Origin of the sequence: Curtobacterium sp. MCPF17_002 (assembly GCF_003234115.2) — a bacterium.
GTDB lineage: Bacteria > Actinomycetota > Actinomycetes > Actinomycetales > Microbacteriaceae > Curtobacterium.
On sequence record NZ_CP126251.1, the window covers coordinates 656,162 to 677,033 of the forward strand.

The window sequence follows — 20,872 nt, forward strand, 5'->3', positions numbered from 1 at the left end:
TTCCTTCTACTCCTCTCACCGAGCGCCGGAACGGACACGCCCGACCTCGCCCGACGGCGGACGCTGCCCGGCCCGCCGTTCCGCCGCGGTCCAGCACTCGCCCAGGAAGGCGCGATGCGCTCGCACCATGAGTCTCGACATCGTCTACACCGCAGCCGCCCACGCCACTGGCGGAGGCCGCGACGGCCACGTGCGCACCGAGGACGACCGCCTCGACCTCGACACCCGTCCGCCGAAGGAGATGGGCGGGAGCGGCGAGGGCACCAACCCCGAGCAGCTCTTCGCCGCCGGGTACGCCGCGTGCTTCCTCGGAGCCCTGCACGCCGCCGGCAAGGAGCTCGGCATCGACACCAAGGACGCCGAGGTCTCGGCCGAGGTCGGCATCGGCGGCGACGGGCAGGGCGGGTTCGGCCTCGCGGTCGAGCTCGACGTGTACGCACCATCCGCCCAGCCCGAGCAGCGGCAGCGTCTCGCCGAGCGCGCGCACGAGATCTGCCCGTACTCGAACGCCACCCGCGGCAACATCACCGTCGCGCTGTCCATCGTCGACTAGCGTTCCGGCGTGGTCACCGACGAGTCGCGCTGCCCCTGCCTGAGCGGGAACCCCTACGGCGAGTGCTGCGGCCCTCTGCACGCGGGGGCTGCCGCCCCGACCGCGGAACGGCTGATGCGCTCGCGGTTCAGCGCCTTCGCGCTCGGCCTGCCGGAGTACCTGCTGCTCACCTGGCACCCGCAGACGCGACCGCCGGTCCTCGAGTTGGACGCGGACCAGCGCTGGACCCGGTTGGACATCCTGGCGACGAGCTCTGGAGGCCCGTTCGACTCCCGGGGCACGGTCGCCTTCCGCGCGTGGTGGCGTTCCGACGACGACCGGGGCACGCTCGAGGAGACGAGCGAGTTCGTGCGCGAGCAGGGTCGCTGGTTCTACGTCGACGGGACGGTCGCCTGACGGGTCGGAGCGGCGGCGGGTCGGGACGGCGGCCGGTCGGCACGGTGGCCGGTCGTGCCGGCGGCCGGTCGGCACGGCGTGCGATCGGGTCAGGCTCCGATGACCGGGGGCAGGCCCACGGAGGCGCGCATCGCCCTCCGCACGTCGGCCTCGGCGGGCAGGAGCTCGTCCTGGTCGCCGGTCAGGAAGAAGCGGATCTGCCCGATCGCCTGCTCGGTGAGCATGTCGAGGCCGTTCAGCACGCGACCGCCGGAGTCCGCCCACCGCGAGGCGATCGCCGTCGGCCACGGCTCGTAGGCCACGTCGAACAGCACGGCGTCGTCGCCCGACGGCCCGAGGTCCAGTGCGTCGGCGGCGCCACCGGGCAGGGTCGACACGACGAAGCCGTGGCGGGTGCCCGGCAGCTCCGTGAGCGGGAGCACCTCGAGCGTGACACCGAGGCGGACGGCCAGGTCGACCAGGGGTCCGGTCCGCGCGGTGTCACGGACGAACACCCGGACGAGCGCGGCACCGAGACGGACCGCCGCGGTCAGCGCGCTCACGGCGGTCGCCCCGCCACCGAGGATCGTCGCCTCGCCGGGCAGGTGGCCGAGGGCCTCGACGGGGCGGACGAGCCCCTCGACGTCGGTGTTGGCGCCGTACCGGAGCACGCGGTCGCCCGACTGCCGGAACGCGATGGTGTTGGCGACACCGAGTTCGTCGACGAGTGGTGTGGTCCGGTCGAGCAGCGGCAGGACCTCGCGCTTCAGCGGCATGGTCAGGCTCAGGCCGCGCCATTCCCCACCCAGCCCCGCGATGAACGGTTCCAGTCCGCCGGACGCGACCTCGTGCCTCCCATACCGGAACGGCACCCCGAGCACGTCGTAGGCCGCTGCGTGCAGCGTGGGCGAGAGCGAGTGCGCGATGGGGGAGCCGAGCACCGCCAGACGGGTGCGGTCGGGATCGAGGTACGACACGGTGAGTCAGCCTAGCCAGGCCGTCCGAGCCGCTCCCTTAGGTTAGGCTACCCTTCGTGATCCGTACTCCCCACCGCCTCCGACGCGTCCTCGCCGCTGCCGGCGCCGTCGTCGCAGCGTCCCTCGTCCTCGCCGGGTGTGCCTCCGGCTCCGCGTCCGACACCTCCTCGTCCGCGTCGTCCTCCGACGGCGGCCAGTTCCCGGTGTCGATCACGACGGCGCTCGGCACCACGAAGATCGACGTGCAGCCGAAGCGCGTCGTCGCCCTCGGCTGGGGTGACGCCGAGACCGCGCTCGAACTCGGCGTGCAGCCCGTCGGTGCGAGCGACTGGCTCGCGTTCGGCGGCGACGGCGTCGGGCCGTGGCTGAAGGGTGCGTACACGAAGTCGCCGAAGATCATCCAGACGCTCGAGCCGAGCTACGAGGACATCCTCAAGCTCAAGCCGGACGTCATCCTCGACGTGAAGTCCTCGGGGGACAAGGACCGCTACGCGAAGCTGTCCGCGATCGCCCCGACCGTGGCGATCCCGAAGGGCGGCGAGAACTACCTCGCGTCGACCACACAGCAGACCACGATGATCGCGAAGGCGCTCGGCAAGGAGTCGCAGGGCAAGAAGCTGCTCTCCGGCCTCGACGACGCCTACGCCGCCGCCCGCAAGGCGCACCCCGAGTTCGAGGGCAAGTCCGCCGTCGTCGGTGCCTACACAGCCGACGGGTTCGGGGCCTACGCCTCCACCGACAGCCGCTCGACGTTCATGCGGAACCTCGGGTTCACGATCCCGAAGGCCATCGACGAGCAGGCCGGCAAGGCGTTCTCGGTGCACCTCTCCGACGAGAACCTCGACCTGCTGAACGCGGACCTCACGACCATCCTGCCGATCTACGTCGACGCGTCGAAGGCCGAGGCGGACCCGCTGTTCCAGAAGGTGCCGTCGGTCGAGGCCGGCCACTACATCGTGTTCGACGACAAGGACGTCTCGTCAGCGTTCTCGATGGGCACCACTGCCGCGATCGAGTGGGCGCTGGAGAAGCTGCCGGACGAGTTCGCCGCGAAGCTCGGCTGACCCACCCCGGGGGCTCGGGTGCTGATCCGCTCGTAGGGGGCCGTTTCGCTCGTAGGGTGCTGAATCGCGCATAGGAGGTCGGGAATTCCGGCCTCCTATGCGCGTTTCTGCATCCCACTGCGCGCGTGATGGGACAGAACGTGCGGGGCACGCGCAGGTTGCGCGCGGCGGTCAGACGCCGAACGTCGATCCGAGGAACGCGAAGAGCAGGGCGATCAGCGGGAACGAGCCCTGCACGAACGCGGAGTTGAGGTACCGGCGCCCCGTCCCGGCGAGGACCACGGCGGCACCGAGCATGCACGCCGTCGAGAAGACGACCAGCGTCCAGCCGCTCGCGCCGTTGCCCGCGAACGCCAGCACGACACCGAGGATCGCGCCGATGGCGAGGAACAGGTTGTAGAACCCCTGGTTGAACGCCATCGACCGCGTGGCCTGCACCTCGGCCTCCGAGGTCAGCCCGAAGATCCGCCGGACCCGGGGGCTCGTCCACGCCACGGACTCGAGGAAGAAGATGTACACGTGCACCAGGTCCGCGAGGACCGCGAACACGCACGAGAGGACGAGCAGCACCGACATGACCTCCATTCTCGCAGTTCCGAAGTCGTGCTCAGGTTCCACCCAGGTTCGGCGCGCGTAACCGACACCGGTCGGCCAGCCTCGGCCGTTAGGCTCGGGGCATGAGCGACGACGACACCACGCCCGAGTACGACGAGGCGGCCGTCGCCGAACTGCGCAGCATCCGGCAGAGCATCGACAACATCGACGCCGCCGTGATCCACATGCTCGCGGAGCGTTTCAAGTACACGCAGCGGGTCGGGTACCTCAAGGCAGCCGCGGGCATGCCGGCCGCCGACCCCGGACGCGAGCAGATCCAGGTCGCACGCCTCCGGTCGCTCGCCGCCGAGTCGCACCTCGATCCGGCCTTCGCCGAGAAGTTCCTCAACTTCATCGTCGCCGAGGTCATCCACCACCACGAGCAGATCGCCGGCGGCGACGAGTGAGCGCGACGCTGCCGATGCTCCTCGTCGGCTCGTACACGGCGACCGGCGGCGGCAACGCGACGGGCATCTCGGTCGTCTCGGGCGGCGACGCAGCGGCCCCCGACGTCCGGACCGTCGCGGTCATCGACGACCCGTCGTTCCTCGCGGTCTCCGGCGACCGCGTCTACGCCGTGTCCGAGACGGTCGAGGGCAGCATCTCCGCCTTCCGCCGCGACGGTGCCGTGCTCGAACACCTCTGGGAGGCACCGGCCGGCGGGGACGCCCCGTGCCACGTGCGGGTCGACCCGTCGGGCACCCTCGTCGTCACGAACTACGTCTCCGGGACCGTCACCGCGGTGTCGCTCGCGGCTGCGGAGTCGTACGCCGCGTCCGTCCTCGCCGGTGACGGTGTCGTCGGGACGCACGGCAGCGCCCGGCAGATCCGGGTCCCCGAGACGTCGTTCGTCACCGAACGCCTGCCCCGGGCGAGCGGCCCGGTCGAGGACCGGCAAGAGGGCCCGCACGCGCACCAGTCCATCGCAACGCCCGACGGCACGGTGCTCGTCGCAGACCTCGGCGCCGACGCCCTCCACGAGTACCGGATCACCGACGCACCCTCGATCGAACCGGTCCGCGTGCACCACGTCGCGCCGGGCGTCGGTCCGCGGCACATGGCGTGGCACGACGGCGACCTCATCCTCGCGGGCGAGCTGGACGGACACGTGCACCGGCTCCACCGCGACGCGTCCGGGTCGTTAGTCACCGTCGCATCGGCTGCGACCTTCGACGGTGAGGTCGGCGCGTCACTGCTCAGTCACATCGAGGTCGACGACCGAGGGCTCGTGTTCGTCGCGGTCCGCGGGCGGGACCGCATCGTCGTGCTCGACGCCGCGGACGGCGGGCTCGCGCTCGTCGGCTCTGCCCCGTCCGGCGGTGTCTGGCCGCGGCACTTCGCGCGGGTGCCCGGGTTCGTGCTCGTCGCGAACCAGATGTCCGACGCGATCGCCGTCCTGCCCGTGGGTGACGACGGGGTCCCCGGCGAAGCCGTGGCGCAGATCCCGGTCGGGACGCCGACCTGCATCATCCCGCTCTGAGGAGCCGACGAGCCGACGAGCCGACGGGCCGACGGGCCGACGGGCCGACGGACGCGCCTGGCCGCTCCGTCAGGCCTCGATGACGTTCTCGAACGGGCGACCCTCGACCAACGCGGACACCTGACGGCGCACGAGCTCGATCGACCTCGGCACGCTGAGGTCCGTGTTGCCGCCGACGTGCGGCGTCAGCACCGTGTTCGGCGTCGTCCAGAGCGGGTGACCCGCCGGGAGCGGCTCGGGATCGGTGACGTCGAGCGCCGCTGAGAGCCGTCCGGACTGCAGCTCCGCCACCAGCGCATCGGTGTCGACGACCCGGCCTCGGGCGACGTTCACCACGAGGGCGCCGTCCGGCAGTGCTGCGAGGAGGTCGGCGTCGACGAGGCGCTCGGTCTCGTCGGTCAGCGGTGCGATGAGCACGAGCACGTCGGTCGTCCGTGCCAGTCCGGGCAGCTCGCCGAACGCGTGCACCTGCCGGCCGTCCTGCTCGCGGGCGGTCCGTGCCACCACGGTGACGTCGGTGCGGAACGCCTCGAACCGCGTCGCGATGGCGGAACCGATCGCCCCGTAGCCGACGACGGTCACGCGGCGGTCGGCCAGGGAACGGGTGGTCCGCGCGTCCCAGATGCCGTTCGCACGGTCGGCCTGGAACGCCCCGAGCTCACGCAGCGAGGTCAGTGCGAGCCCGACCGCGAGCTCCGCCGTCTCGTCGTCGTGGATGCCGCGTCCGTTCGCGAGCTGCGCGTGGCCGGGCACGTGCGGGACCGCGTGCTCGTACCCGGCACTCGGCAGCTGCAGGAGCTGCAGGTTGGGCAGGTCGTGGACGTACTGCCAGCGGTGCCGTCCACCGAAGTAGAACGGCAGGAACGCGATGGCGACGTCGTCGGGGCGCGTGTAGGGCTCCTCGACGTCCCACACGTCCAACTCCACGCCGTCCGGCACGGGACCGAACCGGTCGACGAGCTCGGCGAAGGGCAGCGTCACGATGGGCATCGTGCTGGCGTCCGGTGTCAGGAGTCCGTACGGGGCGAGAACGCGCCGTCGGAGTCGAGCGGGCCGCGGCCCACGTAGCCCTCGATGACGTCCTCGACGATCACGTCCCCGAAGCGGCTCGGCAGCGTCGCAGCGTGGGTGCCGCGCAGCTCGTCGAGCGTCGCCTCGAACGCACCCTGGACCTCGAGCGACCCGGACGCGGCGTCGGTGACGCCGATGCGGAGCACGGGGAACCCGCGGCCGTCGCAGAGACCCTGGAAGCGGACGTCGTCCTCGCGCCGGACGGTCACGATGACGCGACCGGTCGACTCGGAGAACAGCGCGGTCGCGGTGTCCACTCCGTCGCGGGCCTGCAACTCGTCGAGTACGACGCGGGCACCCAGCCCGAACCGGAGCACCGACTCGGCGAGGGACTGGCCGAGGCCGCCGTCCGCCAGGTCGTGCGCGCTCGTCAGGAGCTGCTCACCCGCCGCAGCGTGCAGGAGCTCCGCGAGGGCCTTCTCGCGCCCGAGGTCCACCGCCGGCGGGCGACCGCCGAGGTGGTCGTGCACGGTGCCCGCCCAGGCCGAACCGTCCAGCTCGAGCGACGTCGTGCCGAGCAGGTAGATGTTGTGTCCGTCGTCCTGCCAGCCGGACGGCACGCGGAGCGCGACGTCGTCGATGACACCGAGCACACCGACGACCGGGGTCGGGTGGATCGGGGTCGAGCCGGTCTGGTTGTAGAACGACACGTTGCCGCCGGTCACCGGGATCCCGAGCTCCATGCAGCCGTCCGCGAGGCCTTCGACGGCTTCGGAGAACTGCCACATGACCTCGGGGTTCTCCGGGGAGCCGAAGTTCAGGCAGTCGGTGACGGCGGCGGGGACGGCACCGGTGACGGCGACGTTGCGGTACGCCTCGGCCAGCGCGAGACGAGCGCCCTGCTTCGGGTCGAGCTGGCAGTACCGGCCGTTCGCGTCCGTCGCGATGGTGACGCCGAGCCCGGTCTCCTCGTCGACGCGGATCATGCCGCCGTCGTCGGGGAACGAGAGTGCGGTGTTGCCGAGCACGTAGGTGTCGTACTGGTTCGTCACCCAGTTCTTCGACGCCAGGTTCGGCGAGCCGAGCAGCTGCAGGAACTGTGCCTTCAGCGCGGGCCCGGTCTCGGGGCGCTCGAGCGAGTCGGCGCCGTCCGCCTGCAGGGCGTCGATCCAGGTCGGGTAGGCGACCGGGCGGTCGTAGACCGGTCCGTCGACGGCGACGGTGCGCGGGTCGACGTTGACGATCTCCTCGCCCTGCCAGTCGATGACGAGCCGGCCGGTGCCGGTGACCTCGCCGAGGACGCTGGTCTCGACTTCCCACTTGCCGACGACGGCCAGGAACTCGTCGAGCTTCTCGGGGCGGACGACCGCCATCATGCGCTCCTGGCTCTCCGACATGAGGATCTCCTCGGCGGTGAGCGTGGGGTCGCGGAGCAGGACGTCGTCGAGCGAGATGCGCATGCCGCCGTCGCCGTTGGAGGCGAGCTCCGAGGTGGCGCAGGAGATGCCCGCGGCACCGAGGTCCTGGATGCCCTCGACCAGCTTCTCGCGGAACAGCTCGAGGCAGCACTCGATGAGGACCTTCTCGGCGAAGGGGTCGCCGACCTGGACCGCGGGGCGCTTGGTCGGGCCGCCCTCGGTGAAGGTGTCGGATGCCAGGATCGACGCGCCGCCGATGCCGTCGCCACCCGTGCGGGCGCCGAAGAGGACGACCTTGTTGCCGGCGCCGGAGGCGTTGGCGAGGTGCAGGTCCTCGTGACGGAGGACACCGACCGCGAGGGCGTTGACCAGCGGGTTGCCCTGGTACACGGAGTCGAAGTAGGTCTCGCCGCCGATGTTCGGCAGGCCGAGGCAGTTGCCGTAGAACGAGATGCCACCGACGACGCCGTGCACGACGCGCGCCGTGTCCTCGTGGTCGATCGCGCCGAAGCGGAGCTGGTCCATCACGGCGACCGGACGGGCACCCATCGAGATGATGTCGCGGACGATGCCGCCGACACCCGTGGCCGCGCCCTGGTAGGGCTCGACGTAGGAGGGGTGGTTGTGCGACTCGACCTTGAAGGTCACCGCCCAGCCGTTGCCCACGTCGACCACACCGGCGTTCTCGCCCATGCCGACCATGAGGTTCTTCGTCATCTCCGGCGTGACCTTCTTGCCGAACTGCCGCAGGTAGTTCTTCGACGACTTGTACGAGCAGTGCTCGGACCACATCACCGAGTACATGGCCAGCTCGCCCGAGGTGGGGCGGCGACCGAGGATCTCGCGGATCTTGGCGTACTCGTCGGCCTTGAGCCCGAGTGCCTCGTACGGCTGGTCCTTGTCGGGAGTGGCCGCCGCGTCCTGCACGGTGTCGGGCTTCGGGCGCACGGGAGTGGTCACGGTGGTGTCGGTTCCTGTCACTTGACGAGCGAGGTCACTTGACGAGCGCGTGCTCGATCACGGACGTGAAGAAGGTGAGGCCGTCCGTGCCGGAGGCCATCGCCGCGGCGGTGTCCGGGCCGAACCCGGGCTCCGTCGCGTGCTCGGGGTGCGGCATGAGCCCCACGACGTTGCCGCGCTCGTTCGAGACGCCGGCGATGTCGTCGATCGACCCGTTCGGGTTCACGCCGACGTAGCGGAACACCACCTGGCCGTTGTCCTCGATGCGCTTGATCTCGTCGGCGTCCGCCACGAAGCGGCCGTCGGCGTTCTTCAGCGGGATGGTGATCTCCTGCTGGGCCGTGAAGCCCGAGGTCCACGCGGTGCCGGTCGTCTCGACGCGGAGCTTCTGGTCGCGCCGGATGAACTGCTGGTGGGCGTTGCGGGTGTGCGCGCCGGGGACGAGTCGTGCCTCGGCGAGCATCTGGAAGCCGTTGCAGATGCCGAGGACGGGCATGCCCTTGCCGGCGACGTCGATGACCTCCGCCATGATCGGGGCCTTCGCGGCGATGGCGCCGGCGCGGAGGTAGTCGCCGTAGGAGAACCCACCCGGCAGCACGATGGCGTCGACGCCCTGGAGGTCGTGGTCGCCGTGCCACAGCGCGACGGGCTCGGCACCGGCGAGACGGACCGCGCGCTGGGCGTCACGGTCGTCGAGGGAGCCGGGGAAGGTGATGACGCCGATGCGCATCCGGCTCACTGGCCTTCCACGGTCACGGACACGACGTCCTCGATGACCGCGTTGGAGAAGACGTCGGCCGCGATGTCGCGGACCTCGGCGAGCTTCGCGTCGTCGACCGGGCCGTCGACGGACACCTCGAAGCGCTTGCCGATGCGGACGTTGGTCAGGTCGGCCTTGCCGAGACGGGCGAGGGCGTTGCCCACCGCCTTGCCCTGGGGGTCGAGGATCTCGGCCTTCGGCATGACCTCGACGACGATCGTTGGCACGTGTTCACTCCAGCACTTGGGGGGTGGGTGGGACGCGACCAGTCTACGGGTCGCGCGACACGCCGGGACCGCCCCGGGCCTCCAGGGCGGTGTCCGCTGTGCGTTTGCTCACGTTTGTTCCAAGCGGTATATTCCAACTCGAATAGTCCAGTCGGAAGACTGCCGCATCGACCAGGCCTGGAGGCACGGATGGCGTCGCTCACGCCCCTCGCGTTCGCCGCGCTCGACCTCCTCAACGAGGCCCCGATGCACCCGTACGAGATGTTCCAGACGATGGTCCACCGCCAGGAGGAACGGAACGTCAAGGTGCGGCCCGGCACCCTGTACCACCAGGTCGGCCGGCTGGCCGAGCTCGGCCTGGCCGAGGTCGTCGGCACCGACCGCGACGGCAACCGCCCGGAACGGACGACCTACACGATCACCGACACCGGACGCGCGGCGCTCGCCGAGGGCCTGCGCCGCATGGTGGCCGAACCCGCGGACGAGTACCCGGAGTTCCACCTGGCGCTGTCCGTGCTCGAGAACCTCCCGAGGGACGAGGCGGTCGATGCCGTCCGGGCCCGGATCGTCGCGCTCGAACAGGAGCGCGACGAGTACGACGACGCGATCGCCCGCGTGCGCGAGAAGGAGCTGTCCGACCGCTTCTGGCTCGACGTGTCGTACGTGCGTGCGATGCTCGGCGCACAGATCGAGTGGCTCCGCGCCACGGTCGACCGCATCGCGCGTGGCGACATCCCCTGGGACGGCCCGGCCGTCCCGCAGCAGACCCCCACGAACAGCAAGGAAACCACTCGATGACCACCGTCACGCCTCCGCGGACGACCGACAAGAAGCCGTGGCCCGCCCTGTGGGCGCTCGTCGTCGGCTTCTTCATGATCCTCGTCGACTCGACCATCGTGTCCGTCGCGACGCCCACCATCGCCCAGAAGCTCGACGCCGACATCAACGCCGTCATCTGGGTGACGAGCGCGTACCTGCTCGCGTACGCCGTGCCGCTCCTCATCACCGGCCGGCTCGGCGACCGCTTCGGCCCGAAGGTGCTCTACCAGACCGGGCTCGTGGTCTTCACGCTCGCCAGCCTCTGGTGCGGCCTGTCCGGCTCGATCGAGATGCTCATCGTCGCCCGCGTCGTGCAGGGTCTCGGTGCGGCCATGATGACGCCGCAGACCATGTCCGTCATCACGCGCATGTTCCCGCCGCAGAACCGCGGTGCGGCGATGGGCCTCTGGGGTGCCACCGCCGGTGTCGCCTCGCTCGTCGGTCCGATCCTCGGCGGCCTGCTCGTCGACGGCTTCGGCTGGGAGTGGATCTTCATCGTGAACGTCCCCGTCGGCGTCGTCGCGTTCATCCTCGCGCAGCGCTTCGTGCCGAAGTTCGAGCGCCACGGACACCGCTTCGACTACCTCGGCATCGTGCTCTCCGCCGCCGGCCTGTTCCTGCTCGTCTTCGGCATCCAGGAGGGCGAGACCTACGACTGGGGCACCATCACGGGCCCCATCACCGTGTGGTCGCTCATCATCGCCGGCATCGTGGTGCTCGTCGCCTTCGTCGTCTGGCAGGGCGTGCAGAAGGGTGAGCCGCTGCTGCCGCTCGGTCTGTTCAAGGACCGCAACTTCACACTGGCGAACATCGCGATCACGGCCGTCGGTGTCGCGATCTCGTCGTTCGCGCTCCCGATCATGCTCTGGGCGCAGGACGTCGAGAAGTTCTCGCCGACCGGTGCCGCGCTGCTCCTCGTGCCGCAGGCCGTGATCTCCGCGGGCCTCGCGCCGTTCATCGGCAAGAAGCTCACCGTCTGGAACCCGCGCTGGGTCGCGTCGTTCGGGCTCGCCTGCTTCTCGGCCGGGCTGTTCTGGTTCGGCGCGCTGCTGGCCTCCGGTGCGGACTGGGGCTGGGTGCTCCTGCCGAGCGCGCTCCTCGGCCTCGCCAACGCCTGCATGTGGGGCCCGCTGTCCGTCTCGGCGACGCGGAACCTCTCGCCGCGCCTGGCCGGTGCCGGCTCCGGCGTCTACAACACCACCCGGCAGATCGGTGCGGTGCTCGGCTCGGCCGGCATCGCCGCGCTGATCGAGTCGCGCATCACCGCGAACTTCCCGGCGCAGTCGGGCGGTGCGTCGGGTGGCGCGTCGTCGGCCGGCGCCGAGCAGCAGATCGGCGGCCTGCCGGACCTCCTGCTGCAGCCGTTCGCGACCGCCATGGGACAGGCGCTCGTCCTGCCGGCCGTGGTGCTCGTCATCGCGATCGTCGCGGCGCTGTTCCTCGCGAAGCCGAAGCAGACCGTCGCCTGGCAGCAGACCGGCTCGGTCGCGACGCAGCCCGACGCCGAGGGGGCTCCCGCCCCCGAGCACGGCGTGCACGCTGCGGCTGCCGCTCCGGCCACCGCCGAGGACGAGCTGGCCGCGATCGACCACCACGGCAAGCACGCGGACGCCTAGGCAGCGTCGTCGACCCGGGCCCCGGGCTGCTCACACGAGCGGCGCGGGGCCCGTCGTCATCCGCGGCGGCGGCTGACGTCGGAAGTTGCACACGCATGATCCGACACCGCACCAGTCGATCGACGCGTGCTTCGTCGCCTCATGCACGTGCATCTGCTGCGCGTGCATGTTCCGACGTTGCACCAGTCGATCGACGCGTGCTTTGCCGCCGGATGCGTGTGCAAGGTCCGACAAGCGGCCGCCGCGAGCCCGCCGCGAGTCCGGGCCCCGCGCACGCGCTACCCGCGGCGCTGCAGGTGCGCCCGGGTGAGCTCGTCCATCTCCTCGTCGGTCAGGGCGTCGATCGTGCGGGCCTCTCGGCGATCGGTGCGCTGCCACCGGATGAAGAGGGAGATGAGCACGGGGACGTCGGCGACCTCGGCGATGAACCACAGCAGGTCCCCGGCGAGGTGCTGGTCGCGGAGCGGTGAGGGGAACCACGGCCGCCCGACCGCCTGCACGACCGACCCGTCGAGCACGTGGTTCGTGATCCGCAGGACGATGCCGGGGATCGCGTCCGCCAGGAGCTCGACGAACGCGAGCAGGAACTCGACGGTCACGAACGTCGACGAGCGGAGGATGCCCGGTTCGGACAGGGGCGTGAGCAGTCCGAACCCGAGCATCGGCACCAGGACCGTGATCGCCGTCGCCCAGACCGGGGACTCGCGGATGGTCGCAGCGAACGGGGTGAGCAGCACGCAGAAGAGCACGAGGGCGATGAGTGGCGAGACGATCGCGTTGCCGACGAACCGTGCCGGACGCGACCGGAGCATGGCGGTGGCGGTCTGCGCGAGGCGAGCCGGGCCTCCAGTCCGGAGCAACGAGACGGGCGCGGCCAGCGCGGCGAAGGTGGGGACCGCGAAGAACAGCAGGGCCAACCGCAGCACGAACGCCCACCGCAGCTCGCGGTCGTAGAGACCGACGATCCCGAACTGGAGGATCCCGAACAGGACGAGCGCAGCGAGGAACGCCAGGCTCCGCCACCACGGCCACGGGGTGCCTCGTCGGGCCGCGCCGACCACCCACCAGCCGTAGGTGACGGCCGCGACGGCGATGAGCACCGCTGCGAGCGGGTCGAGGTGCCAGGTGCTCCAGAACTCGGGTGTCGACGGCGTGGGGTGCCTCCTGCGGATCGTGCGGCCGAAGACGATCCTCCGCCCGCGGCGCCGTCTCGAAGGGCCGCGGGTGGTGAGAACCGGTTCAGATCCGGGCTGCAGCAGGGGATGTCCGGCGGCTGGTGTACAGTTGCACCGTTGTCTTGATTGCTGCAAAAGAAGGGTTCGCGATGGACGTCGATGCCGATCTTCTGCGTGATGCCGGCCTGCGCGTCACGACCCCTCGTCTCGCGGTGCTCCGTGCCACCGAGACGATGCCGCACGCAACCGCCGACGACATCGTGACCGCCCTCACCGCGGGACTGCCGACGACCAGCCACCAGGCGGTCTACGGCGTCCTCGCGGCACTGACCGGTGTCGGGCTCGTTCGACGCATCGAACCGGCCGGCAGCCCCGCGCGCTACGAACGGCGGACGGGCGACAACCACCACCACATCGTGTGCACCATGTGCGGTGCGATCGAGGACGTCGACTGCGCCGTCGGGCACTCGCCCTGCCTCACGCCGTCCGAGACCCACGGCTTCGCCGTCACCACTGCCGAGGTCACCTACTGGGGCATCTGCGCGCAGTGCGCCGCGGCGGAGCGTGACGGCGCGGACGAGGACGCTGCGGCCGACGGCGCCAGCCCCGCCAGCGCCTAGCGCGACCCACCGTCCCCGCGACCCGCCGCCGCCGCGACCCGGCGGCGACCCACAGACAACCCGAGCATCCCTGACCGACCAACCGTTCCCCCCGAGGAGGACACGTGTCCGACCAGAACACGACGACCGGCCAGCCGGCTGGCACCCCCACCACCACGACCAACAGCGGCGCCCCCGTCTCGAGCGACCAGCACTCCATGGGCGTCGGCGCCGACGGGCCCCTCGCCCTGCACGACCACTACCTGGTCGAGAAGCTCGCCCAGTTCAACCGCGAGCGCGTCCCGGAGCGGGTCGTGCACGCCAAGGGTGGCGGCGCCTTCGGTACCTTCACCGTGACGCAGGACATCAGCCGCTACACCCGTGCCGCGTTCCTGCAGCCGGGCCAGCAGACCGAGATGCTCGCCCGCTTCTCGTCCGTCGCCGGCGAGCAGGGCTCCCCGGACACCTGGCGCGACCCCCGCGGCTTCGCGCTGAAGTTCTACACGAGCGAGGGCAACTACGACCTCGTCGGCAACAACACCCCCGTCTTCTTCATCCGCGACGGCATCAAGTTCCCCGACTTCATCCGGTCGCAGAAGCGTCTGCCGGGTTCGCACCTCCGCGACCACGACATGCAGTGGGACTTCTGGACCCTCTCGCCCGAGTCGGCGCACCAGGTCACGTGGCTCATGGGCGACCGCGGCCTGCCGGCGAGCTGGCGGACCATGGACGGCTTCGGGTCGCACACCTACCAGTGGATCAACGCCGAGGGTGAGCGCTTCTGGGTGAAGTACCACTTCATCACCGAGCAGGGCCACAAGACCCTGTCGCAGGCGGACGCCGACCGCATCGCCGGCGAGGACGCGGACTTCCACATCCGCGACCTGCGCGAAGCGATCGACCGTGGTGACCACCCGCGCTGGACCCTCAAGGTGCAGGTCATGCCCTACGAGGACGCCGCGTCGTACCGCTTCAACCCGTTCGACCTGACGAAGGTGTGGCCGCACGCGGACTACCCGCTCATCGAGGTCGGCACGATGGAGCTCAACCGCAACCCGGAGAACTACTTCGCGCAGATCGAGCAGGCCACCTTCGCGCCCTCGAACTTCGTCCCCGGCATCGCGGCGAGCCCCGACAAGATGCTCCTCGCGCGCATCTTCAGCTACGCGGACGCACACCGCTACCGCGTCGGCACGAACCACGCGCAGCTCCCGGTGAACGCCCCGAAGAACGAGGTCCACTCGTACTCGAAGGACGGCGCCATGCGCTTCGACTTCCAGAAGTCCGAGGTCCCCGCGTACGCGCCGAACTCGCTCGGTGGCGCCCACGCCGACCCGAGCGCGACCGACGACGCCCCGGGCTGGGAGTCGGACGGCGCCCTCCAGCGCACCGCTGCGACCCTCCACCCCGAGGACGACGACTTCGGGCAGGCCGGCACGCTCTACCGCGAGGTCCTCGACGACGCCGCCCGTGCGCGCCTCGTCGGCAACATCGCCGGGCACGTCTCGAAGGTGACCCGCGACGACCTGCGCGAGCGCGTGTTCGCCTACTGGACGAACGTCGACGCCGACCTGGGGGCGCGCGTGCGCGCCGCGGTCGCGCCGAGCGCGCCGGGATCGAACGAGGACCCGGAGAAGGTCGCGGTCGAGGCGTAAGCCCCAGCCGCTCCACTGACGGACGGGAGGCGCGGTGCCAGCTGGCACCGTGCCTCCCGTCCGTCGTTTCGTGCGGTGCAGGGCCGGGGTCGGCCCCGGCGGTCAGACTTGTTGGCCGTTCAGCCAGATGGGGCCGGGTCTGTGTGCCTGCCCAGTCCTCGAGCTAGACCTGTTGGCCGTTCAGCCAGATCGGGCCTGGTCTGTGTGCCTGCCCAGTCCTCGAGCTAGACCTGTTGGCCGTTCAGCCAGATGGGGCCTGTCGGCCAGTCCTCGAGCTGTTCCGCGACCGGGCGCACCATCCAGCCGCCCTGTTCTGTGTTGCTGATGCCCGCGCCCTCGGCGGTGAAGGCCGAGAAGGTGCCGACGGCGTCCTCCAGCTCGTGCCAGCCGAGGTGTGCGTAGAACGGGATCCGGTTCTCGCCCGCGCCGAGGAACCCGTACGGCACCTGCAGCCCGTCGAGGACGGCGTGGGTGCGGGTCATCAGCTCGCGGCCGACGCCCGTGCCCTGGAGTCGGGGCGACACCGCGACGAGGCCCGTGTCGCCGACGAGCACGTCGCGGCCCCCGACCGTGACGAACATGCGGCGGATGCCGACGTGGGCGAGGACGACCCCGTCGGCGTCGTGTGCGAGCACCCGGCGCTCCGGCTGCATGCCGGACCAGCTGCGGCCGCCCACGTACCAGTGCGACCAGTCGGGGAACGCCTGCCCCAGGAGCGCTGCGATCGCTTCGTGGTCGGGGAGCGACAGCGTGCTCTCCTCGACGACTTCCCACCGGATGTCTTCAGTCACGCGTCCATCCTGCCGGGTTCTCCCGACACGGGTTGCCCGATGACCGTCGCATCGATACGTTAACGGTGATACACGAGTATCAGCGATGAGTTGGGGAGATCGATGTCGATCAAGAACGTACTGATGTGTGCCACCGTGCTCGGAACCGTCGTGGCTGGAGGGATCGCGCTGGACAGTGCGACCGCGCCGGACGCGCACGCCGCGTGCTATGGATCCGTCACGCTGATGAAGGGGAAGAACAACTCGTGCTCGAATGGGGCACGGCACTGGAACGCCATCAAGAACGCCAATCCGAAGTACGGCGATTGGGTCGGCAAGGGGCGCATCTCCCAGCAGAAGCTGTGCTGGGCGAACGTCGTGTCGTACGGCATGACCGCGCGTTGAATGCCCGCCGCGCTGGAACGAGGCGTAGGACTCTGCGTCGCGGTCGTCCTCACGGCCACGATCGGCGGATGCTCGACCGACGTGTCACCCGTCGTTGAGACCTCGGACGCGATCGCTGACGGTCCCTGGGCGGACGAGTTCCGATCGTCGTACGGGGAGAGCAGATCCGACTACGAGCGGGCTGCCTTGGCGGACGGTGTCGTCACTCCCGCTGAGCTCGAGGACGCGCATGCGCGGATCGACTCGTGTCTGCGGGATTCGAACCTCACGATCAACTACTACGCGGAGGGCGGGTTCGAGGTCGCGAGCACCGATGGAAGCGCGCCGAGCAATGACATGAGCCGCACCAACAGCGTGCTTGAGTCCTGCGAAGCGCGATTCGATCGGAGCATCACCTACCTCTACGGAGAGACTCGCCGAAATCCGGAACGATTGGATGACGCGAAGATCACCGTCGCCTGCCTCAGGAAGGCAGGGCTCGTCGACGGGGACTACACCGAGGAGCAGTGGGAACTCGACTACGACGCTGACGACCTGCCGTTTGGTGACTTCGATCCGCAATGGACCGCATGCCGGATCGATCCGCTCGGACTCTGGTGGGAGCGGTGACGACGTGGCCGTCAGCGGCGCTCCTGGCGCTCGGGTCGATGGTGGTGGCAGCGGGCACGGCCGCCGCGATCGTGGTCGTCGTGCCCGCGGACCCTCCGGCGGCACTCCGTACGGCGCTGCCAGCGAGCACCGTCCGCGTGACGGAGCGCACGGACGCGGACGAACGGCAGGTGCAGCTCGCGCTCGACATCGGCTCGCCGCGTGCGGTCGTCACGGTGCGGGCCGGCACGGTGACCTCGTCGTCGTGCTCGACGGGTGCACCGCTCCGGAGTGGCGCCGTCGTCGCCCGGATCGACGGGCAGCCGGTGATCGCGCTGGCCACGGACGGTCCTCTGTGGCGCGACCTCGAAGTCGGGGACCGCGGCGAGGACGTCTCCGGGCTCCAGCGTGAGCTCACGCGATTCGGGGCCGGACTCACCGTCGACGGTGTCCTCGGGCGGGCGACGCTCCGAGCCGCAAGGCAGTTCCTGGTGAACCGGGGCGTCGAACAGCACGACCTGCCCGACGACACGGTGCCGCGGGGGCCGTTCGCATGGGTTCCGGCGTCCGAGAACACCGTGCGGTCGTGCACGGCGATCGTCGGGGCGCCGGTCGGCACCGACGGCGTCCTCGTCGAACTCCCCGCGGAACTCCGTGGCGCGCGCATCGAGACGCCACCGGTCGAACCGGCGCCGGGGGAGCGCGTCCTGCGGATCGGCAGTCGGGATGTGCCGGTCGACGCGCGCGGGGTGGTCTCGGCACCGACGGCGCTCGCAGCGGTCGCCGCGTTGCCGGAGTACGCGGCGACCGTCGCTTCGGCCGAGGGAGTGCCGACGTTGCCTGCGACGTGGACGCTCAGCCGGCCGCGGACCGTCCAGGTGCTGCCACCGACCGTGCTCTGGGACCTCCAGGGCGGCGACGCCTGTGTGCAACCGACGACCGGGCAGCCGCTCCGGGTCGAGGTGCTCGGGTCGGAGCTCGGTCAGTCGTTCGTCCGGGTGCCCGACGGGCGGACGCTCGATCGAGTCCGCGCCGACCCCGATCGGTCCCGCTCGTGCCGGTGACCCTCGATGCCATCGGACACGTGTGGCCGAACGGCACCGCGCTCTTCAGTGGTGTCGACCGGGTCTTCGCATCGGGCACGGTGACCGCCGTCGTCGGCCCGAGCGGTTCGGGCAAGTCCACCCTGCTGGCGATCCTGGCGGGGATGCTCCGTCCGACCCACGGCGCGGTCGTCCGGCCGGAAGGCTGCCGCCCCCTGTGGGTGTTCCAGAACCCGCACGGCGTCGCCCGGCGGCGCGTCCTCGACCACGTCGCGCTGCCGTTCCTCGCGGCAGGCGCCGACCGCAGGACGGCCGACGCGCGCGCTCTGGAGGTCCTCGACCGGTTCGGGCTCGGCCCCCGGGCGCACGCGCGGTTCGCGGAACTCTCCGGCGGTGAGGCGCAACGGCTGATGCTCGCGCGGGGCATCGCCAGTGGCCCGGACCTCATGCTCGTCGACGAGCCGACGGCACAGCTCGACCGAACGACCGCGGCCGAGGTCAACCACGCGATCGGCGCGCTCGCCGCGTCGGGGACCGCGGTCGTCGTCGCGACGCACGACGACGAGACACGGGACGCCTGCGACGGCGTGCTCGACCTGGGGCGGTACCGGTGATGCGGCTGGCCGAGGTCGTCCGCGAGGCCTGGCGGGACATCGCGTCCGGTGCCGCCTGGGCTGGTGTCGGCGCGATCGTCTTCGCGGTCCTGCTCGGAGGCGTCGTCGGCCTCCGGACGGCAGCGGTCGCGAAGGACGTCCGTGCCGCGGCGGCGTTCGTCGCGAGCGGGGCGGCGACGACCGTGCAACGCGCCGAAGGGAGGATCGACGGCCGAGTGTGTGATGCGCTCGCCGAGACGGAAGGGGTCATCACGTCCGGCGCGCTCCGGCGTCTCGACGCCGGGACGGTGCCCGCTGCGCTCCCCGGCTCGGCCGTCCCGACGTACGAGGTCACCGCGGGGCTGCCCGGTGTCCTGGGGACCGCGGGAACCGTCGGGGTCGCGGGCGTCATCGTCTCGCCCGCGGTGCGGGAATCGCTCGGACTCGCTCCGGGTGATCCGCTCGTCACGGCGGCGGGGACGAGTTCCGAGGTCGCGGGCGTGTACGACTACCCCGACGACGGTCGAGACCCGGACCTCGAGTACGCGCTCCTCGCGCCGACCGCCGACGACGGAGCACCGTTCGACGCCTGCTGGGTCACGGTCTGGCCGCAGCGCGAGGACACCCGCGCGATGCTCCGGCGGACCGTCCTGCCGGCGAGTGGCGCCGACGACGAGGCCCGTCCGACGGTCGGGCAGCTCAATCCCCGGCTCGGCGCGGCCTTCGCGCCGTCCGCTGCGGCATCGGCCGAGGTGCCGTTCGGCGCGGCGGTCGTCGCAGGGTTGGCGGTCGGTGGGGCGGCGGTCGCCAGGCGGCGGCTCGCGCTGGCCTCGGACCTGCACGTCGGGGTGCAGCGGAGCGTGCAGGTGCTGGGGATCGTCGTGCAGCACGCGGTGTGGGGTGCGGTCGGCGCCCTCGTCGCGGTCGGTGTGGCCGTGGTGCTCGTGCGTGGTCTCCCGGTCGACGACGCGCTGCCGATCGTGCTCGAAGCGGCGGCGACGGCGACGCTCGGCCTCGTCGCCGTGGTGCTCGGCGGGGCGCTCGCCGCGATGATGGTGCGCGAACGCGCCCTGCACCGTTACTTCCGGTCGCGATGACCGGCCGCCCGCAGCGGGCAGCACCCGACGAGGGGCTTCCAGCGCGACCGGTCAGCCGCGACGAGTCAGCCGCGACCCGTCAGCCGCGACCGGGTGCGGTGACCTCGAGCCGGTTCGCCCACGGGTCCTCGAACGCGACCGTGCGGCCGTCGTCGGCGGTCTGCACGCCGGTGTCCCGCATGCGAGAGGCCAGCGCGCCGAGGTCGTCCTCGCCCGGCACCTCGATCCGCACGAGCCCGAGTCCGAGCGCGAGCTGGCGGCGTCCGGCACCGCGGGAGTTCCACGTGTTCATGGCCATGTGGTGGTGGTACCCGCCGGCGCTGACGAAGAGTGCCTCGCCCCACCCGGCGGTGGTCTCGAAGCCGAGCTTGTCGACGTAGAACTCGCGGGCCGATGCGACGTCGCCGACGGACAGGTGGACGTGTCCGACCCGGCCGGGAGCGGTGGCGACGCCGTCCAGGGCCGACGGCGTGAGGTGCTCCTGCAGGAAGGCGTTCGGGTCGACGTACTTCGTGTCCATGTCGACCATGCCGTGCGTCCACGACCACTCGGTGCGGTCGCGGTCCCAGTAGAGCTCGACGCCGTTGCCCTCGGGGTCGGTGCAGTAGAACGCGAAGCTGACCAGGTGGTCGGCGCTGCCCGTGAAGGTCTGCGGGTACTTCGTCGCGACCGAGTACAGCGCGGCGGCGAGGTCGGCCTTCGTGTCGAACAGGATCGCCGTGTGGAACAGCCCGGCCTCGTGCGCGCCGGCGTGCTGCATCGCAGGGGCGTGCTCGAGGATCACGATCGGCACGGCGACGCCCGACGGTGACGGTCGTCCGAGCACGGCGACGCCGCCGTCGTTCGAGAACAGCGACAGGCCGATGCCCTCGCGGTAGTAGCCGATCATCCGGTCGAGGTTCGCGACCCGGAGGGTGACGGCGCCCATCCCGGTGTCGGCGGCGAGGAGGTCCTGCGTGTGCATGGCATCAGTCTGCGCCGAAATAGTTGATGCGTCAACCAATTTCGGTGACGCGTCACCTAAGATGACCTGCTCAGTGCGTCGCGGGGTTGCGACATCGTCGTTGTCGTACGACTGCGGCCATGACGCACG

Annotated in this window: 23 protein-coding genes; 14 read left to right on the plus strand and 9 right to left on the minus strand. The window is 71.0% G+C overall.

Annotated elements, in window-relative coordinates; translation table 11 throughout:
* Positions 1 to 127 precede the first annotated feature (127 nt).
* Complete coding sequence (locus DEJ28_RS03175) at positions 128 to 553, plus strand: organic hydroperoxide resistance protein (RefSeq protein ID WP_111115842.1); 426 nt, start codon at positions 128 to 130, stop codon at positions 551 to 553.
* A gap of 9 nt (positions 554 to 562) precedes the next feature.
* Positions 563 to 949, plus strand: coding sequence for a YchJ family protein (locus DEJ28_RS03180; protein ID WP_111115841.1), 387 nt, complete (start codon positions 563 to 565; stop codon positions 947 to 949).
* 89 nt (positions 950 to 1,038) lie between these two features.
* On the opposite strand, the gene DEJ28_RS03185 is transcribed toward DEJ28_RS03180, so the two are convergent.
* Complete coding sequence (locus tag DEJ28_RS03185; protein WP_111115840.1) at positions 1,039 to 1,905, minus strand: shikimate dehydrogenase family protein; 867 nt, start codon at positions 1,903 to 1,905, stop codon at positions 1,039 to 1,041.
* A gap of 56 nt (positions 1,906 to 1,961) precedes the next feature.
* On the opposite strand from DEJ28_RS03185, the gene DEJ28_RS03190 reads away from it, so the two are divergent.
* Positions 1,962 to 2,969, plus strand: coding sequence for an iron-siderophore ABC transporter substrate-binding protein (locus DEJ28_RS03190; RefSeq protein ID WP_258368083.1), 1,008 nt, complete (start codon positions 1,962 to 1,964; stop codon positions 2,967 to 2,969).
* A gap of 171 nt (positions 2,970 to 3,140) precedes the next feature.
* Here the strand turns inward: DEJ28_RS03190 and DEJ28_RS03195 are convergent, their stop codons facing one another.
* A complete protein-coding gene (locus DEJ28_RS03195) occupies positions 3,141 to 3,545 on the minus strand; it encodes a DUF1304 domain-containing protein (RefSeq protein ID WP_181433729.1) in 405 nt (134 codons plus the stop codon).
* 101 nt (positions 3,546 to 3,646) lie between these two features.
* On the opposite strand from DEJ28_RS03195, the gene DEJ28_RS03200 reads away from it, so the two are divergent.
* Positions 3,647 to 3,970, plus strand: coding sequence for a chorismate mutase (locus tag DEJ28_RS03200; RefSeq protein WP_111115839.1), 324 nt, complete (start codon positions 3,647 to 3,649; stop codon positions 3,968 to 3,970).
* Positions 3,967 to 5,043 (plus strand): lactonase family protein, encoded by a 1,077-nt coding sequence (locus DEJ28_RS03205; protein ID WP_111115838.1) that lies wholly within the window; start codon positions 3,967 to 3,969, stop codon positions 5,041 to 5,043. Before DEJ28_RS03200 ends, DEJ28_RS03205 begins: the two co-directional genes overlap by 4 nt.
* A 69-nt stretch (positions 5,044 to 5,112) precedes the next feature.
* Here the strand turns inward: DEJ28_RS03205 and DEJ28_RS03210 are convergent, their stop codons facing one another.
* From DEJ28_RS03210 to purS, 4 genes are read right to left on the minus strand one after another with little or no spacing between them, the layout of a single operon-like run.
* The gene (locus tag DEJ28_RS03210) at positions 5,113 to 6,033 is read right to left on the minus strand and encodes a 2-hydroxyacid dehydrogenase (protein WP_111115837.1); all 921 of its coding nucleotides are present in this window, start codon (positions 6,031 to 6,033) and stop codon (positions 5,113 to 5,115) included.
* A 17-nt stretch (positions 6,034 to 6,050) separates the two neighbouring features.
* Entirely contained in the window at positions 6,051 to 8,432 is a 2,382-nt protein-coding gene (gene purL, locus DEJ28_RS03215) for a phosphoribosylformylglycinamidine synthase subunit PurL (RefSeq protein ID WP_258368082.1), read from the minus strand.
* A gap of 34 nt (positions 8,433 to 8,466) precedes the next feature.
* Positions 8,467 to 9,162: a phosphoribosylformylglycinamidine synthase subunit PurQ gene (gene purQ / locus DEJ28_RS03220; RefSeq protein WP_111115897.1), complete on the minus strand. Its 696-nt coding sequence runs from the start codon at positions 9,160 to 9,162 to the stop codon at positions 8,467 to 8,469.
* A gap of 5 nt (positions 9,163 to 9,167) precedes the next feature.
* Positions 9,168 to 9,419, minus strand: coding sequence for a phosphoribosylformylglycinamidine synthase subunit PurS (gene purS, locus DEJ28_RS03225; RefSeq protein ID WP_111115835.1), 252 nt, complete (start codon positions 9,417 to 9,419; stop codon positions 9,168 to 9,170).
* A 189-nt stretch (positions 9,420 to 9,608) separates the two neighbouring features.
* Here purS and DEJ28_RS03230 point away from each other — a divergent pair, with 189 nt between their 5' ends.
* Both DEJ28_RS03230 and DEJ28_RS03235 read left to right on the plus strand, forming a co-directional pair.
* Positions 9,609 to 10,217, plus strand: coding sequence for a PadR family transcriptional regulator (locus tag DEJ28_RS03230; RefSeq protein ID WP_111115834.1), 609 nt, complete (start codon positions 9,609 to 9,611; stop codon positions 10,215 to 10,217).
* Positions 10,214 to 11,854 (plus strand): DHA2 family efflux MFS transporter permease subunit, encoded by a 1,641-nt coding sequence (locus DEJ28_RS03235; protein ID WP_111115833.1) that lies wholly within the window; start codon positions 10,214 to 10,216, stop codon positions 11,852 to 11,854. Before DEJ28_RS03230 ends, DEJ28_RS03235 begins: the two co-directional genes overlap by 4 nt.
* 278 nt (positions 11,855 to 12,132) lie before the next feature.
* Here the strand turns inward: DEJ28_RS03235 and DEJ28_RS03240 are convergent, their stop codons facing one another.
* Positions 12,133 to 12,954 carry a cytochrome c oxidase assembly protein gene (locus DEJ28_RS03240; protein ID WP_258368081.1) on the minus strand — a complete coding sequence of 274 codons (822 nt, stop codon included), beginning with the start codon at positions 12,952 to 12,954 and terminating at the stop codon, positions 12,133 to 12,135.
* A 224-nt stretch (positions 12,955 to 13,178) separates the two neighbouring features.
* On the opposite strand from DEJ28_RS03240, the gene DEJ28_RS03245 reads away from it, so the two are divergent.
* Both DEJ28_RS03245 and DEJ28_RS03250 read left to right on the plus strand, forming a co-directional pair.
* Positions 13,179 to 13,649, plus strand: coding sequence for a Fur family transcriptional regulator (locus tag DEJ28_RS03245; RefSeq protein ID WP_111115832.1), 471 nt, complete (start codon positions 13,179 to 13,181; stop codon positions 13,647 to 13,649).
* Between the two features lie 104 nt (positions 13,650 to 13,753).
* Complete coding sequence (locus DEJ28_RS03250) at positions 13,754 to 15,283, plus strand: catalase (RefSeq protein WP_111115831.1); 1,530 nt, start codon at positions 13,754 to 13,756, stop codon at positions 15,281 to 15,283.
* A 224-nt stretch (positions 15,284 to 15,507) separates the two neighbouring features.
* On the opposite strand, the gene DEJ28_RS03255 is transcribed toward DEJ28_RS03250, so the two are convergent.
* Complete coding sequence (locus DEJ28_RS03255; protein WP_181433728.1) at positions 15,508 to 16,074, minus strand: GNAT family N-acetyltransferase; 567 nt, start codon at positions 16,072 to 16,074, stop codon at positions 15,508 to 15,510.
* Positions 16,075 to 16,176: 102 nt separating this feature from the next.
* Here DEJ28_RS03255 and DEJ28_RS03260 point away from each other — a divergent pair, with 102 nt between their 5' ends.
* Genes DEJ28_RS03260 through DEJ28_RS03280 form a run of 5 tightly spaced genes read left to right on the plus strand, consistent with a single transcriptional unit; the run spans position 16,177 to position 19,779 of the window.
* On the plus strand, positions 16,177 to 16,458 hold the full coding sequence (locus DEJ28_RS03260) for a hypothetical protein (RefSeq protein ID WP_181433727.1): 282 nt from the start codon (positions 16,177 to 16,179) through the stop codon (positions 16,456 to 16,458).
* A complete protein-coding gene (locus DEJ28_RS03265; protein WP_111115829.1) occupies positions 16,459 to 17,067 on the plus strand; it encodes a hypothetical protein in 609 nt (202 codons plus the stop codon).
* Positions 17,064 to 18,110 carry a peptidoglycan-binding domain-containing protein gene (locus tag DEJ28_RS03270; protein WP_146248861.1) on the plus strand — a complete coding sequence of 349 codons (1,047 nt, stop codon included), beginning with the start codon at positions 17,064 to 17,066 and terminating at the stop codon, positions 18,108 to 18,110. The genes DEJ28_RS03265 and DEJ28_RS03270 overlap by 4 nt, the downstream gene beginning before the upstream one ends.
* On the plus strand, positions 18,107 to 18,703 hold the full coding sequence (locus DEJ28_RS03275) for an ABC transporter ATP-binding protein (RefSeq protein WP_258368080.1): 597 nt from the start codon (positions 18,107 to 18,109) through the stop codon (positions 18,701 to 18,703). The genes DEJ28_RS03270 and DEJ28_RS03275 overlap by 4 nt, the downstream gene beginning before the upstream one ends.
* Positions 18,703 to 19,779 (plus strand): hypothetical protein, encoded by a 1,077-nt coding sequence (locus DEJ28_RS03280; RefSeq protein WP_181433726.1) that lies wholly within the window; start codon positions 18,703 to 18,705, stop codon positions 19,777 to 19,779. The genes DEJ28_RS03275 and DEJ28_RS03280 overlap by 1 nt, the downstream gene beginning before the upstream one ends.
* A gap of 79 nt (positions 19,780 to 19,858) precedes the next feature.
* On the opposite strand, the gene DEJ28_RS03285 is transcribed toward DEJ28_RS03280, so the two are convergent.
* Positions 19,859 to 20,743 (minus strand): VOC family protein, encoded by an 885-nt coding sequence (locus tag DEJ28_RS03285; RefSeq protein WP_111115826.1) that lies wholly within the window; start codon positions 20,741 to 20,743, stop codon positions 19,859 to 19,861.
* Positions 20,744 to 20,872: the final 129 nt, after the last annotated feature.

Bases quoted from the DNA above. Each gene is read 5' to 3' on its own strand.
- DEJ28_RS03175 (WP_111115842.1), top strand. From the start codon at position 128: ATGAGTCTCGACATCGTCTACACCGCAGCCGCCCACGCCACTGGCGGA.
- DEJ28_RS03195 (WP_181433729.1), bottom strand. From the start codon at position 3,545: ATGTCGGTGCTGCTCGTCCTCTCGTGCGTGTTCGCGGTCCTCGCGGAC.
- DEJ28_RS03200 (WP_111115839.1), top strand. From the start codon at position 3,647: ATGAGCGACGACGACACCACGCCCGAGTACGACGAGGCGGCCGTCGCC.
- DEJ28_RS03210 (WP_111115837.1), bottom strand. From the start codon at position 6,033: ATGCCCATCGTGACGCTGCCCTTCGCCGAGCTCGTCGACCGGTTCGGT.
- purQ (WP_111115897.1), bottom strand. From the start codon at position 9,162: ATGCGCATCGGCGTCATCACCTTCCCCGGCTCCCTCGACGACCGTGAC.
- DEJ28_RS03230 (WP_111115834.1), top strand. From the start codon at position 9,609: ATGGCGTCGCTCACGCCCCTCGCGTTCGCCGCGCTCGACCTCCTCAAC.
- DEJ28_RS03235 (WP_111115833.1), top strand. From the start codon at position 10,214: ATGACCACCGTCACGCCTCCGCGGACGACCGACAAGAAGCCGTGGCCC.
- DEJ28_RS03245 (WP_111115832.1), top strand. From the start codon at position 13,179: ATGGACGTCGATGCCGATCTTCTGCGTGATGCCGGCCTGCGCGTCACG.
- DEJ28_RS03260 (WP_181433727.1), top strand. From the start codon at position 16,177: ATGTCGATCAAGAACGTACTGATGTGTGCCACCGTGCTCGGAACCGTC.
- DEJ28_RS03265 (WP_111115829.1), top strand. From the start codon at position 16,459: ATGCCCGCCGCGCTGGAACGAGGCGTAGGACTCTGCGTCGCGGTCGTC.
- DEJ28_RS03280 (WP_181433726.1), top strand. From the start codon at position 18,703: ATGCGGCTGGCCGAGGTCGTCCGCGAGGCCTGGCGGGACATCGCGTCC.
- DEJ28_RS03285 (WP_111115826.1), bottom strand. From the start codon at position 20,743: ATGCACACGCAGGACCTCCTCGCCGCCGACACCGGGATGGGCGCCGTC.